Source organism: Corynebacterium sp. CQ3829_602738 (assembly GCF_054478435.1).
This window is the reverse complement of sequence record NZ_CM137003.1, coordinates 1,743,599-1,756,293: the sequence shown is the minus strand read 5'-3', so window position 1 is coordinate 1,756,293 and position 12,695 is coordinate 1,743,599. Positions and strand designations below refer to the sequence as shown.

Here is a 12,695-nt window from a genome sequence, read left to right as displayed (position 1 = left end):
GAAAAGGCGCCCGCAAGAAGGGTCCCCACCAATGACGACAACACTGGCCGCACCGACCTGCCGCGCCCCGCGCACCCGACTCGCGTGGACATTCTGCGTTGAGGGGATGCCGGTGCGGGAACGACGGAGCGTCGAAAAGCAAATGCTCTTGCTTCCCGACGGCGCGCCCGGCGAAATCTGGTTCACCCGCTGGCAGCGGCGCGCGGACCGCACGTACTCGTGCCGCGAGACGATTTACGCCACGCACGAGGAGATCGAGCCGTTTGCGCAGGCCATGGACCGGCTTTCGCGGGAGAAAAATTTTGTGGCGAGCCTCACGCCACGCTCCTACGATGGGCCGCATGTCTACTAAATACCGCGTACAAAACCCGAAAAACAACGAGATCGTCGAGTCCTTCGACTTCATCACCGACGACGCGCTCGAAACCGCGCTGACCACCGCAAACGACACGTTCAAGCAGTGGCGCGAGAGGAGCTTCGAGGAGCGCGCGGAGGTCCTTCGCAAGGTTGCGAAGCTTTTCGACGAGCAACGTGCCGAGCTGACCCGCATCATCGCAGAAGAGATGGGCAAGTCGGTCAAGGAGGGCGACGGCGAGATCAACGACGTCGTCGAGATTTTCAACTACTACGCCGACAACGGCGCTGAGTTCGGCGCCGACGAGGAGATCCCGAACCAGCGCGGCGGCACCTCCGTGATGCGCAAGGTCCCGCTCGGCGTGATCCTGGGCATCATGCCGTGGAACTTCCCGTACTACCAGGTCGCACGCTTCGCGGCCCCGGCGCTGATGGCCGGCAACGTGGTGATGGTCAAGCACGCCGAGATCTGTCCCCGCTCCGCCGCGGCGATTGCGAAGATCTTCGACGAGGCGGGCGCGCCGAAGGGCCTGTACACGAACCTGTACGCCAAGCACTCGCAGGTCTCCACGCTGATCAACGACGACCGCGTCCAGGGCGTGTCGCTCACCGGCTCCGAGCGCGCCGGCCGCACCATCGCCTCCCAGGCTGGCCAGGCGCTGAAGAAGTGCGTGCTCGAGCTCGGCGGTACCGACGCCTACGTCGTGCTGGATGCTTCCGACGTCAAGGCCGCCGCGGAGACCGCGTGGAACAAACGCATCGGCAACGTGGGCCAGGCCTGCACGTCCAACAAGCGCATGATCGTTATGGAGGACATTTACGACGAGTTTGTGCAGGCGTTGGTGGACCTGGCGGCGTCGTATAGCGAGGGCGACCCGCTCAACCCCGGCGACGGCAACGAGTTCTACCCGCTGTCCTCCCGCGACGCTGCGGAGCTTCTGGCGCAGCAGCTGCGCCTAGCTGTCGAGGATGGCGCGAACCTGCGCGTCGGCGGCGAGGTCACCGGCAAGGGCGCCTACATCACCCCGGCCGTGATCACCGACATCCCGGTCGGCTCCGACTCCTACTACGAGGAGTTCTTCGGGCCCGTGGCCGAGGTGTACAAGGTGTCCTCCGAGGAGGAAGCGATCGAGCTGGCCAACGATTCCCGCTACGGCCTCGGCGGCGCCGTGATGTCCGAGGACGCCGAGCGCGCCAAGAAGGTCGCCGCGAAGATCGACACCGGCATGATCCACGTGAACATCCCGCAGGCCCGCGGCGCCGAGCTGCCGTTCGGCGGCGTGAAGGCGTCCGGCCTGGGCCGCGAGCTCGGCCCGCTGGGCATGGACGAGTTTGTCAACCACCAGCGCTTCTACGTCGCCGGCTCCGACTCGGCGGTGTAGCTGTTTCAAAAATGAAACGAGCGTGTCAATATTGACACCATGAAGCTTCAGAACCCGTTCACTGCCATCTGCTCAGATGCGGATGCGGCGGTGTTGCTCTCGCTCGGCCGAGCGCCGGTGGAGCTCACCGCCCAACAGGTTCACCGTCTCGTGGCGGGGCCGTCTCTGTCCAGCGTGCGTCGTAGCTTGGAACGGCTCGCCCGGAGCGGGGTGGTTCTTGAGCGGGTGCTGGGGCAGGCGAGGGGCTACTCGCTGAATCAACAACACCTGCTTGCTGGCCCGATCCGGGAAATCGCTCAAGCGACCGAGGAGCTGTACTCCCGCATCGCGCAGTCCCTGGATGCTTGGCCTGCGAGCGTGGCGGGGTGCGTACTATTCGGCTCGGCGGCTCGCGGCGAGATGGGGGATTCCAGCGACATTGATTTGCTCATTTTGGTGGACAGCGAATCGGCGGCGGTGCAGGCGGAAAACGGAGCGTACGAGCTATCCCGGCAGGTAGAAGCCTGGACAGGGGTGCCCGCCAATGTTGTCGTCTGGACGCGTAACCAGGAAAACCCGGGCGCGATCCTTGAGAACATAGCGGGCGAGGGCAAAACCATTTATGGTGATCCGCAAGAAGTTCGGGGGATTCTGAGGGGGATTCGTGGCACCACGAGCGGGCAAGGGGAAGACCGCGCAAGCTAACAACGCTGTCTTGCGCAAGCGGATGCTCCGCGTAGAAGAGCATCTGGAGTTGGCGCAGTTCGCCGAAGGCGAGTTCGGAGCGAACGCTGTGATCTCGAGCTACATCAACGCAGCGATCGGTGCTGGGGACGTGATCTGCGGAGCGCTGACTGGTGAATACAACCGTTCCGCTGATCACCTCGAGGCGGTGCGGATGCTCGAGTTGGCTGGAGAAAAAGACGCAGCGAAGGCGCTCAACACGGTGCTGCAAAACAAAACGGTGGCGAACTACAGCGACGTCGGCCTTAGCGAAGTGCAGGTTAAACAGACTTCGCGGCTGTCAGTGAAGCTCGTCAATAGGGCGAGGCAGCTCGCCCCGTAGGCAACTGCCCCGGCTACTCGCCGTCCGTGTAGAACCCGTCGCCAAACGGGTCGCGGATGCGGTCCACCAGGTCCGCCACGGAATCCACCACCGCGGTGGGGCGAAAGGGGTACTTGGCGATCTCGGAGTCGTCGGAGATGCCGCTGCGCACGAGCACGGTGCGCATGCCCGCCTCGAGGCCGGCCTTGACGTCGGTGTCCATACGGTCGCCGATCATCACCGTGTTCTCGGAGTGCGCGCCGATGTTGTTGAGCGCCGAGCGCATCATCACCGGGTTCGGTTTGCCCACGTAGTAGGGCTCCATGCCGGTCACGGCGGTGATCATGGTGGCCACGGACCCGGTCGCCGGCACCACGCCTGCGGGCCCCGGGCCGGTCAGATCCGGGTTGGTGGCGATGAACCGCGAGCCGTTGCGGATCAGGTTCGACGCGGTGGTCAGCGCTTCGAAGGAGTAGGTGCGCGTTTCGCCCAGCACCACAAAGTCGGGGTCCGTGTCGGTGAGGATCCAGCCGATTTCGTGCAAAGCCGTCGTCAAGCCGGCTTCCCCGATGACGTATGCGGATGCCTCGCCAGCCTGCTGCGACAAGAACTTCGCGGTCGCGGTGGCGGAGGTCCAGATGCGCTCCGGCTCGATGTCCAGGCCCATGCGCATCAGCTTCGCGGACAGGTCGCGCGGGGTCTGAATCGAGTTGTTGGTCAGCACCATAAAATCGATGTCTTCGCTGCGCAGCGCTCCGATGAACTCCTTGGCGCCGGGAATGATCTCGCCCTCGCGGTGCAGCACGCCATCCATGTCGGTCAGATACGAAATCACTGGTGCTCCTCCACATAGTCGGCGAGGTCTTGGGCGGTGGTGCATTGGGCGTAGACGTGCTCGTCGATAGGCACTGCGAACTCCTCCTCGATGCGAACAGCGAGCTCAATACGGCTTAACGACGAAATCCCGCTCCCGTCAATCGTCGTTTCCGGTTCAAGCTCGACGCCGGAGATATCCTCCACGAGCTCCGCAATGCGCGCGAACGTGCCCCGCGCCTCCGCCTGCTCTTGGGCGTCCGTGTCGTCGGCGAGGTCGAGGTTGCTCAGGTTCAACCGCTGCGAAAGTTCCATGCCGTTATGATAAGCGCATGCAACGCTTCGCACTTCCGGCCGTGGTCGTCGTCGCCGCCGGCCTGCTCGCGCCCGCCGCCTCCGCCGCGATGGCCGACGAGTACACGCCCCACTTCGATCCGGCGCCGCGGCATGCGGCTGTGAAGCCGGGGGACGGGTATTCGGAGACCATCGAATACGAGCTTCTCGGTGTGCCGGAGGGGACGAAGTGGAAGCAGACCGGCGAGGACACGCTGCGGAAGAAGGCGCAGCTGTTCAACGGGGAAACCGAATTTGTGGATAAGCCGCTCGGCGTCAGGCTGAACAACTACACCAGGGAAACACCCCCGCAGCCCGGCGAAAACGTCATCGACTTTTCGGTCCGCGTTTTGTTCCCGGACGGGTCGAATGAGCTGTATTCGCAGAAGGTCAAACTGACCTCCGACGACGCGTTCTACTACAACCCGCTTTACGACGCCCGCGTCACCGCCAACCCCGGCCAGACCGTGACCTTGACGCCGGAGAACCAATTCCAGCTGGATCTGCCGACGAACGCTCGTTGGAAGGTCACCGGCGGCGAGGGGTGGGACTGGAGCGTCGACCAGAAGACGGGCACCATCACCGCGACGGTGCCGACCGACTCCTACAGCGACGCAAACTTCGAGGTAGTCACTACGTTCGCGGATGGGTCGGAGCGCAAGACTTGGACCAGCATCGACAACTCTGGTGTCGGTGTGGAGCTGCCGGAGCCCCCGGCGGCGGAGCCGGATGCGCCGGCGCCGGGCGGAGAGGGCAGCTCTAACGGGTCGTCCACGGCGCAGAAGGCCGCTCTCGTCTTCGGCATCCTGGCGCTGCTGGTAAGCGCCGCCGCCTTCGCGTGGCCGCAGCTGCAGCAGTTCCTGCCCAAGATGTAGGGGCCCCGGGCTCTCCCGGGGCCATCCCCGGGAATTTGTTCACTCGCGGGCTGCTAGCTGGTGAACAAACCCCTCATCTTCGCGGTGGTTTGTTCATTTTGCCCAGGTCGGATGATCGAAAGGGGAGGGTTGATTCATCGCGTAGTGAACAAATCCAGGCGTGCCGGTAGACGAGGACGCGCGGCCCAGACGCATCGCGGCGGAATCTGTCAGTCTGGCCCCATCGGCCCAGGTCGGCACAAAGGGCCGCCGTAATCTGTCAGGAATCCACCCAAGCCCCGCCCAAAACCACCCCAAAAAGGCACACGAAAAGGGGCGTTCCGCTACCGGGAACGCCCCTCCGTCGCTAGGCAGAAGGCCCTAACTCAAGCTACTCAGCGGCGTTCTCGTCGCCCTCGTCCTCGCCGTCGGTCTTGGCGGCGGTGGCGGTCGGGTCGTCGATCTTCAGGTCCTTCGCTGCCTGGGCGGCGACGGAACGGTCGATCTTGCCCTCGTTGGCCAGGCCGAGCAGGGCGGCGACGACCATGGACTCGGCGTCGATGTTGAAGAAGCGGCGGGCGCCCTCGCGGGTGTCGGCGAAGCCGAAGCCGTCGGCGCCGAGCACGATGTACTGGCCCGGGACGTAGGCGCGGATCTGCTCCTGCAGGTCGGAAGCGAAGTCCGAGGTCGCGATGTACGGACCGGAGGTCTGCTTCAGCTGCTTGGTTGCGAAGGCTTCCTCGACATCTTCGCCCGGGTTGAGCAGCTGCTCGGTGGCCTTGGCCTGGCCCTCGCGGGCGAGCTCGGTCCAGGAGGTCACGGAGTAGATCGCGGCGCCGACGTTGTACTGCTCCTGCAGGATCTCCTGCGCACGCAGCGCCTGCTGCATGCCCACGCCGGAGGCGAGCAGGGAGACCTTGTTGTCCAGGTCCTTGCCCTCGTCGTAGAGGTAGATGCCCTTGTGCAGGCCCTCCACGTCCAGGTTCTCCGGGCGTGCCGGCTGGTGGTGCGGCTGGTTGTAGACGGTGATGTAGTACATCACGTTCTCGTCCTTGCCGGCGCCCTGGCCGTACATGCGCTCGATGCCCTTGGAGATGATGTACGGCATCTCGTAGGCGAACGCAGGGTCGTACGAGACAATGGCCGGGTTGGTGGACGCCAGGATCGGGGAGTGGCCGTCCATGTGCTGCAGGCCCTCACCGAACAGGGTGGTGCGGCCGGCGGTGGCGCCGATGATGAAGCCGCGGCCCATCTGGTCGCCGGCGGCCCAGAAGTTGTCGCCGGTGCGCTGGAAGCCGAACATCGAGTAGAAGATGTACATCGGGATCATCGGCTCGCCGTGGGTGGCATACGACGTCGCCGCGGCGATGAAGGAGGCCGACGAGCCGTCCTCGTTGATGCCCTCGTGCAGGATCTGGCCGTCGGTGGCTTCCTTGTAGGACAGCTGCAGGTCGTGGTCCACCGGCACGTAGTTCTGGCCGTTCGGGTTGTAGATGCCCAGGGTGGGGAACCAGGAGTCCAGGCCGAAGGTGCGGGCCTCGTCCGGGATGATCGGGACGACGCGCTTGCCCAGCTCCTTGTCGCGCATGAGCGCCTTGAAGGTGCGCACGAGCGCCATGGTGGAGGCGACTTCCTGCTTGCCGGAGTCCTTGAACAGCGCCTTGAAGGTCTTTTCAAACTCGGGCAGTTCCAGCGGGGTGTACTTCTCGCGGCGCTCCGGCAGGTAGCCGCCGAGCTCCTCGCGGCGGGCCTTGAGGTATTTGATTTCCTCGGCGTCCTCGCCCGGGTGGTAGTACGGCGGCAGGTACGGGTCCTTCTCCAGCTCTTCGTCGGAGATGGGGATCTGCTGCTTGTCGCGGAAGAGCTTGAGGTCTTCCAGCGTCAGCTTCTTCATCTGGTGGGTGGCGTTGCGGCCCTCGAAGTTGTGGCCGAGGCCGTAGCCCTTGACGGTGTGGGCGAGGATGACGGTCGGCTTGCCCTTGGTCTCCAGCGCGCGCTTGTAGGCGGCGTAGACCTTGCGGTAGTCGTGGCCGCCGCGGCGCAGGTTCCACAGCTCCTCGTCGGTCATGTTCTCGACGAGCTTCTTGGTGCGCTCGTCGCGGCCGAAGAAGTGCTCGCGGACGTAGGCGCCGTCGTTGGCCTTGAAGGTCTGGTAGTCGCCGTCCTTGGTGGTGTTCATGATGTGGACGAGTGCGCCGTCCTCATCCTTTTCCAAAAGCTCGTCCCACTCGCGGCCCCACACGACCTTGATCACGTTCCAGCCTGCGCCGACGAAGAAGCTCTCCAGCTCCTGGACGATTTGGCCGTTGCCGCGCACCGGGCCGTCGAGACGCTGCAGGTTGCAGTTGATCACGAAGGTGAGGTTGTCCAGGCCGTACAGGGAGGCCATCTGGATCAGGCCGCGGGATTCCGGCTCGTCCATCTCGCCGTCGCCGAGGAATGCCCAGACGTGCTGCTGGTCGGTGTCCTTGATGCCGCGGTCCTGCAGGTACTTGTTAAAGCGTGCCTGGTAGATCGCGTTCATCGGGCCCAGGCCCATAGACACGGTGGGGAACTCCCAGAAGTTCGGCATGCCGTGCGGGTGCGGGTAGGACGGCAGGCCGCCCTGCTTGCGGGAGTGCTCCTGGCGGAAGCCGTCCATGTCGTCTTCGCTCAGGCGGCCTTCCATGAAGGCGCGGGCGTACATGCCGGGGGAGGCGTGGCCCTGGAAGAAGACCTGGTCGCCGCCCTGCGGTGCGTCCTTGCCCTTGAAGAAGTGGTTGAAGCCGACCTCGTACAGCGCCGCTGCGGAGGCGTAGGTGGATATGTGTCCGCCGACCTTGATGCCGGGGCGCTGCGCGCGGTGCACCATCACTGCGGCGTTCCAGCGCATCCAGCGGCGGTAGCGCTTCTCAATCTGCTCGTCGCCCGGGAATTCCGGCTCGAGCTTGGTGGGGATGGTGTTGACCAGGTCGGTCGAGGACAGCGCCGGCAGCGGCACGCGCTTGGCGTTGGCGCGCTCGATCAGGCGCAGCATGAGGTAGCGGGCGCGCTCCGGATCGGATTCCTCCAGCAGACCGTCGAGGGAGTCCATCCATTCCTGGGTTTCCTCCGGGTCTGCGTCGTGCAGGTAGGACGCTACGCCTTCGCGCAGCGAGAGAATGTTGGTGTCAACTTCGGACGCGTTCTTCACGCGAGCGTCTTCCATCTTGGTCTCTTTCTGGGCCACTTCAACCTCCTGGCTTCAGTCGGGCAATACGTCCCCAAGGATACGTGCTTACGCGCGCGCTTTCTTACAGCGGGTGGCCTTTGGTGAGACTAATCACGAGTTTCCAAGCATTCTTTGCTTCTCGACGTTAAGCTATCGCCCAAACCACACCATTTTGATACTTGGAGGACATGGAGATTTGAGTGCCACAGGAGTGGACACCTACGCATCCCGCCTGGGGGTAAAACCGGGTGATGTTGTGCAGGAGATCGGCTGGGACGAGGACGCGGATTCCGCCATCTCGGAGGCCATCGAGGATGCCATCGGGGCCGAGCTTCTCGACGAAGACGCCGACGAACCCTGCGACACCATCCTCCTCTGGTTCCGCGACGGCGACGGCGACCTCGTCGACGATCTCGTCGACGTCTCCCGCGGCCTCGGCCCCGGCGGCCGCATCTGGCTGATGACCCCCGGCGCCGGCTCCGCCTCTACCGGAGTTGTCCCGCCTAGCGAGATCGCCGAGTCTGCCCAGCTCGCCGGCTTCATCCAGACGAAGGCGGACCGCTTCGGCGCCTGGCAGGGCTCCTGCCTCACACCCCGCAACCGGTAGCTGTCGGCGGATTCTGGCCAGCGCTGGCCACGTCGCGGGGCTAGGCAGCAATGCGAATGGTCCCGTTCCGGAATGCCGGATCGGGACCATTGATTTGGTGCGCCATGACGGGCTCGAACCGCCGACCTACTGGGTGTAAACCAGTTGCTCTTCCAGCTGAGCTAACGGCGCGCGTAGCAAGCAGAGTAGCAGAGCCTTTACGGGAAGCGAAAACTGCTGCTGGCTGGGTAACTCAGCTCATCTGGGCCTAGGTGCTTACCCCAGGATGCTTACCGGGCCTAGATGCTTACCCGAGGATGCTTACCCGGCCTAGATGCTTACCCGAGGATGCTTACTTCTCGAGTGTAGTGGCGGGCGCGGCCGGAGGTTCGTCGAGAAGTAAGCGTTTAGGAGTAAGCATCTAGCCTGGGGCGGGGTTTCGGTGCCCACAGACCCTGGGCAGGGGCGCCAGCAGAGGAGCGCGGGCAGTGCGGGACTACAGCGCGCGGGACTCGATGGCGGCCAAGATGGCCAGCTCGAAGCTGGGGGAGGGGCCGTCGAAGGGCACGTCGGCGACGTCCCACTCGGAGAACTGCACCCGGGCGGATCCGGCCGCGGAGCCTTTGGCGTCGGGGACGATGGCGAGGCTCCAAAGCTCGACGCCGGCGGCGGCGCAGGCGCGGGCGGCGCGGGTTTCCAGGGAGCCGGGGCGGGCGAGAGCGAACAGAGCTTCGTCGGTGTCTGACAGTCCCGCCACCTGCGCCAACACCGCGAACGGGCGGGTGGGGAACAAGACTGGCTGGTCGGCCACGGCGTCGTCGATGTCGTCTACCTCGACATCATCCGCGAGACCGACACCCGCGGATTGCAGGGTGAACAGGGCGGAGTGGAGCTGGTCGGCGGTCGAATTCACGGCGGTAGACATCCGTCCCCTTCAACGATCAAGGAAAGCTAGCGTTCTTCTTCCTTATCGTAGGCCTTGGCCCACGGGTTGGCGCGGGAGGAGCCGTAACGCTGGCGGGACCGGGCAGTGGAAACAGTGGGCACAGCGGGAGAAGGATCCGGGTCGGGGCTGCCGGCGGCGGTGGTGTCGTCGAGAAGCAATTGCTCCTGCTCGGCCTCGAAGCGGCGCCGCTCGCGGGAGTCGGCGTAGAGGAAGTAGATCAGGCCGGCGGGGGCGGCGATGCCGAACAGGATCCACTGCAGCCCGTAGGAGAGGTGGTTGCCCGTTTCGAGTTGCGGCAGCGGAATCGGGTCGAGCACGCCCGCTTCGCCGCCGAGGAGCTGCAGATACGGCGAGACCACATTGGTGCCGGTCAGCGAGCCGATCTGGGCGGGGCTGATGGAGTAGACCATGTCGTAGCCCTGCTCGTGCATGGGCGGGTTGGGGTGCTCGCCTTCGTCGGCGCGCAGCAGGCCGGTGAGGGTGACTTCGCCGGTCGGCGCCGGTTCCACGGCGGGCACTTGGGTGGAGTTTTCGGCTTTCACCCAGCCGCGGTGGACGACGATCGCGCGACCGTCGTCCAGCATAAACGGCGTGAGGACCTGGAAGGCGGGTGTGCCGTCGACGGGCCGCAGGCGCAGCAGCACGTCCGAACCTGCGTAGTGGCCGGTGGCGACTACGCGGGACCACTCGGCGTCGGCACCGAGGGAACCGTCGGCGCCGACGCGGGAGGACAACGGCTCCGGGTCGTGCTCGAAGGCGGCGGAGATGTGCTCGTTGCGCTCCACAAGCGCCTCGTTCTTGCCCAGCTGCCACGGCGCCAGGAACGTAAACGCGTAGTAGGAAAACACCCCGATCAACAGCGCCGCGATGACCCAGCCGGGGGTAAGCATCTGCCGCCACCACGGCTTCGAAGTCTGATTGTTGGCGCTCACGCCGGGTCAGTCTAGTCGCTCACGCACCCAGGCAATAATGCCGTCAGCTGCGGACTCGATCTGCTCGCGCACAACGGTAAAGCCCTGGGGCCCGCCGTAGTAGGGGTCGGCCACGCCCGCGCCTTCCTCAGCGGCGGGGTCGAACGAACGGATGAGGCGCACCTTGTCCTCGTCCACGCCGCGCGCGACCAGCTCGGAGACGTGGTTCGTGTCCAGCGCGACGATCAGGTCGGCCTGCTCCTGCGCAAACCCGAATTGTTGCGCGCGGTGCGCCTCGCCGTCGTAGCCGTGGGCGGCAAGCTCGGCGCGCGCCCGCTCGTCGGCTTTCTGCCCGACGTGCCAGCCGCCAATGCCTGACGACGTCACCGTGACCGCGTCCGCAAGCCCCTCCTCCGCCAGCTTGTCGCGCACGATCACCTCCGCCATCGGGGAGCGGCAGATGTTGCCGGTGCACACGAAGTCGATGTGCAATTTAGAACTCACGGATGATCCTTTCTAGTTCTGCGGCGTCGTGTGCCACGTAGTCCGCCAACTTCCACTCCTCTTCCGCGCCGTAACCCCAGGTCATGGCCACGCTCGGGATTCCGAACTCTTTCGCGCCCTCGAAGTCGTGCAACCGGTCGCCGACCATCAGCGGCCGCTCGGGCGCAACAGTGTCCAGCACGTGCCGGATCACGTCGACCTTCTTCGCGCGCACCCCGTCGTTCGATGCCGCGCCAAGGAAGTCGATGTGTTCCAGCAGCCCGGCGCGCTCAAGGGCGGCGCGTGCGAAGCGTTCGCTTTTCGACGTCGCCGTGCACACGCGGTAGCCCTCACCCGTCAACCGCCGCACCAGGTCGTCCATGCCGGGGTAGACCTCGAAGCGCTGCCAGCCCTCGCCGGACATGTAGTCCGAATACGCGCTCATGGCCTGGTCGACCTGCGCGGCGGTCATGCCGAGCGAGCGCATCGTCTCCGGCATCGGCGGGCCGGGGATGCGGCGGATAAATTCCTCGTCGGGGATCTCCCACCCCACGGCATTAAGCCCGACCAGGAAGCCGTGGCGGATGCCGGGGAAGGAGTCGATCAGCGTGCCGTCGACGTCGAAAAGCAAAGTGGCGTTCACACATACCCACTGTTCCAAATTTGTAGGCTGGCTGCCATGACAGACGTAACAGTGCAGACAGTTGTTGACGCGCTCGAGGCGGCCTACCCGCCCGCGCTGGCCGAGAGCTGGGACCAGGTGGGCCTGATCTGCGGCGACCCGGACGCGAAGGTGGCCAAGGTGGCCTTCGCCCTGGACTGCACCCAGGAGGTGGCCGAGCGCGCCGTCGCCGCGGGCGCCCAGCTGCTGGTCGTGCACCACCCGCTGCTGCTGCGCGGCGTGCACTCGGTGGCGGCGAACACGCCGAAAGGCAAGGTCATCCACACTCTGCTCGCCGGCGGCTGCGCGCTGTTCGCGGCGCACACCAACGCCGATTCGGCCCGCCCGGGTGTCTCGGACAAGCTGGCGGAGCTGGTCGGCATCGCACCCGGTCGCCCGATCAAGCCGGTCACCCTGGACGCCACCGACCGCTGGGGCGTGCACGTCCCGCCGGCAGCCGCCGCGGACCTGAAGCGCGCGCTGTTCGAAGCGGGTGCCGGCGCGATCGGCGACTACCGCGAGTGCGCCTTCTCCGTCGAAGGCACCGGCGAGTTCACCCCCGTCGAGGGCGCGAACCCCACCGACGGAGCCGTGGGCACGCACTACACGGGCGACGAGATCCGGATCGAGTTTGTGGCCAGGGCGAGGGACCGCCGGAGGATCGTCGAGAAGCTGCGCGAAGCGCACCCCTACGAAGAACCCGCGTTCGACGTGGTGCAGATGGCCGACACCCAGGACCTAGAGAAAGCGACCGGCCTGGGCCGCATCGGCGAACTGCCCAAACCGATGACGCTGCGCGAGTTCACCCAGCAGGTCGCCAACGCGCTGCCCGAGACCGCGTGGGGCGTGCGCGCCGCCGGCGACCCGGACCAAATCGTGCAGAGAGTCGCGGTCTCCTCTGGCTCCGGCGACAGCTTCCTCGCAGATGTGGCGAAGCTCGGCGTGGACGTCTACGTCACCTCCGACCTGCGCCACCACCCCGTGGACGAGCACCTGCGCGCAGGCGGGCCCGCCGTGATCGACACCGCCCACTGGGCCAGCGAGTTTCCCTGGACCCAGCAGGCGGAGAGTATCGTGGCTCCGTTAAGCGTGGACACCGAGATCCTGCACATCCGCACGGACCCGTGGACCATCTCCGCGCACCCCGAGTAAGGAGAA

At 65.5% G+C, this 12,695-nt stretch carries 14 protein-coding genes and 1 tRNA gene; 7 read left to right on the top strand and 8 right to left on the bottom strand.

Features of this window, described 5'->3' with window-relative positions; genetic code table 11:
• The first annotated feature begins 31 nt into the window (after positions 1-31).
• The 4 genes from ACX1NL_RS08460 to ACX1NL_RS08445 are packed head-to-tail and all read left to right on the top strand — an operon-like array spanning position 32 to position 2,781.
• Entirely contained in the window at positions 32-352 is a 321-nt protein-coding gene (locus ACX1NL_RS08460) for a hypothetical protein (protein ID WP_239357029.1), read from the top strand.
• Entirely contained in the window at positions 342-1,736 is a 1,395-nt protein-coding gene (locus ACX1NL_RS08455; protein ID WP_458897877.1) for an NAD-dependent succinate-semialdehyde dehydrogenase, read from the top strand. The genes ACX1NL_RS08460 and ACX1NL_RS08455 overlap by 11 nt, the downstream gene beginning before the upstream one ends.
• Before the next feature lie 39 nt (positions 1,737-1,775).
• Positions 1,776-2,420, top strand: a complete 645-nt coding sequence (locus tag ACX1NL_RS08450; protein WP_448236558.1) for a nucleotidyltransferase domain-containing protein — start codon at positions 1,776-1,778, stop codon at positions 2,418-2,420.
• A 10-nt stretch (positions 2,421-2,430) separates the two neighbouring features.
• Positions 2,431-2,781, top strand: a complete 351-nt coding sequence (locus tag ACX1NL_RS08445) for a hypothetical protein (protein ID WP_458897876.1) — start codon at positions 2,431-2,433, stop codon at positions 2,779-2,781.
• A 13-nt stretch (positions 2,782-2,794) separates the two neighbouring features.
• Here the strand turns inward: ACX1NL_RS08445 and ACX1NL_RS08440 are convergent, their stop codons facing one another.
• Together ACX1NL_RS08440 and ACX1NL_RS08435 are read right to left on the bottom strand one after the other, a co-directional pair.
• Positions 2,795-3,640 carry an HAD-IIA family hydrolase gene (locus ACX1NL_RS08440; protein WP_458897875.1) on the bottom strand — a complete coding sequence of 282 codons (846 nt, stop codon included), beginning with the start codon at positions 3,638-3,640 and terminating at the stop codon, positions 2,795-2,797.
• On the bottom strand, positions 3,592-3,888 hold the full coding sequence (locus ACX1NL_RS08435; protein WP_448231771.1) for an acyl carrier protein: 297 nt from the start codon (positions 3,886-3,888) through the stop codon (positions 3,592-3,594). Before ACX1NL_RS08435 ends, ACX1NL_RS08440 begins: the two co-directional genes overlap by 49 nt.
• A gap of 17 nt (positions 3,889-3,905) precedes the next feature.
• Between ACX1NL_RS08435 and ACX1NL_RS08430 the strand changes: the two genes are divergently transcribed.
• Positions 3,906-4,781, top strand: coding sequence for a YPDG domain-containing protein (locus tag ACX1NL_RS08430; RefSeq protein ID WP_458897874.1), 876 nt, complete (start codon positions 3,906-3,908; stop codon positions 4,779-4,781).
• Between the two features lie 370 nt (positions 4,782-5,151).
• Here ACX1NL_RS08430 and aceE read toward each other — a convergent pair whose 3' ends face one another.
• Complete coding sequence (gene aceE, locus ACX1NL_RS08425) at positions 5,152-7,947, bottom strand: pyruvate dehydrogenase (acetyl-transferring), homodimeric type (protein WP_239306701.1); 2,796 nt, start codon at positions 7,945-7,947, stop codon at positions 5,152-5,154.
• A 199-nt stretch (positions 7,948-8,146) separates the two neighbouring features.
• On the opposite strand from aceE, the gene ACX1NL_RS08420 reads away from it, so the two are divergent.
• Positions 8,147-8,557 (top strand): DUF3052 domain-containing protein, encoded by a 411-nt coding sequence (locus ACX1NL_RS08420; protein WP_236883413.1) that lies wholly within the window; start codon positions 8,147-8,149, stop codon positions 8,555-8,557.
• A gap of 95 nt (positions 8,558-8,652) precedes the next feature.
• On the opposite strand, the gene ACX1NL_RS08415 is transcribed toward ACX1NL_RS08420, so the two are convergent.
• The 5 genes from ACX1NL_RS08415 to ACX1NL_RS08395 form a co-directional block, all read right to left on the bottom strand.
• Positions 8,653-8,728 (bottom strand) — tRNA-Val (locus tag ACX1NL_RS08415).
• Between the two features lie 304 nt (positions 8,729-9,032).
• Entirely contained in the window at positions 9,033-9,461 is a 429-nt protein-coding gene (locus tag ACX1NL_RS08410; protein WP_458897873.1) for a hypothetical protein, read from the bottom strand.
• Between the two features lie 26 nt (positions 9,462-9,487).
• The gene (locus tag ACX1NL_RS08405) at positions 9,488-10,414 is read right to left on the bottom strand and encodes an SURF1 family cytochrome oxidase biogenesis protein (RefSeq protein WP_458897872.1); all 927 of its coding nucleotides are present in this window, start codon (positions 10,412-10,414) and stop codon (positions 9,488-9,490) included.
• 6 nt (positions 10,415-10,420) lie between these two features.
• The gene (locus tag ACX1NL_RS08400; RefSeq protein ID WP_219911409.1) at positions 10,421-10,840 is read right to left on the bottom strand and encodes a low molecular weight protein-tyrosine-phosphatase; all 420 of its coding nucleotides are present in this window, start codon (positions 10,838-10,840) and stop codon (positions 10,421-10,423) included.
• Positions 10,841-10,886: 46 nt separating this feature from the next.
• Positions 10,887-11,519, bottom strand: coding sequence for an HAD-IA family hydrolase (locus ACX1NL_RS08395; protein ID WP_458897871.1), 633 nt, complete (start codon positions 11,517-11,519; stop codon positions 10,887-10,889).
• A 36-nt stretch (positions 11,520-11,555) separates the two neighbouring features.
• On the opposite strand from ACX1NL_RS08395, the gene ACX1NL_RS08390 reads away from it, so the two are divergent.
• Positions 11,556-12,689: a Nif3-like dinuclear metal center hexameric protein gene (locus tag ACX1NL_RS08390; protein ID WP_458897870.1), complete on the top strand. Its 1,134-nt coding sequence runs from the start codon at positions 11,556-11,558 to the stop codon at positions 12,687-12,689.
• Positions 12,690-12,695 lie beyond the last annotated feature (6 nt).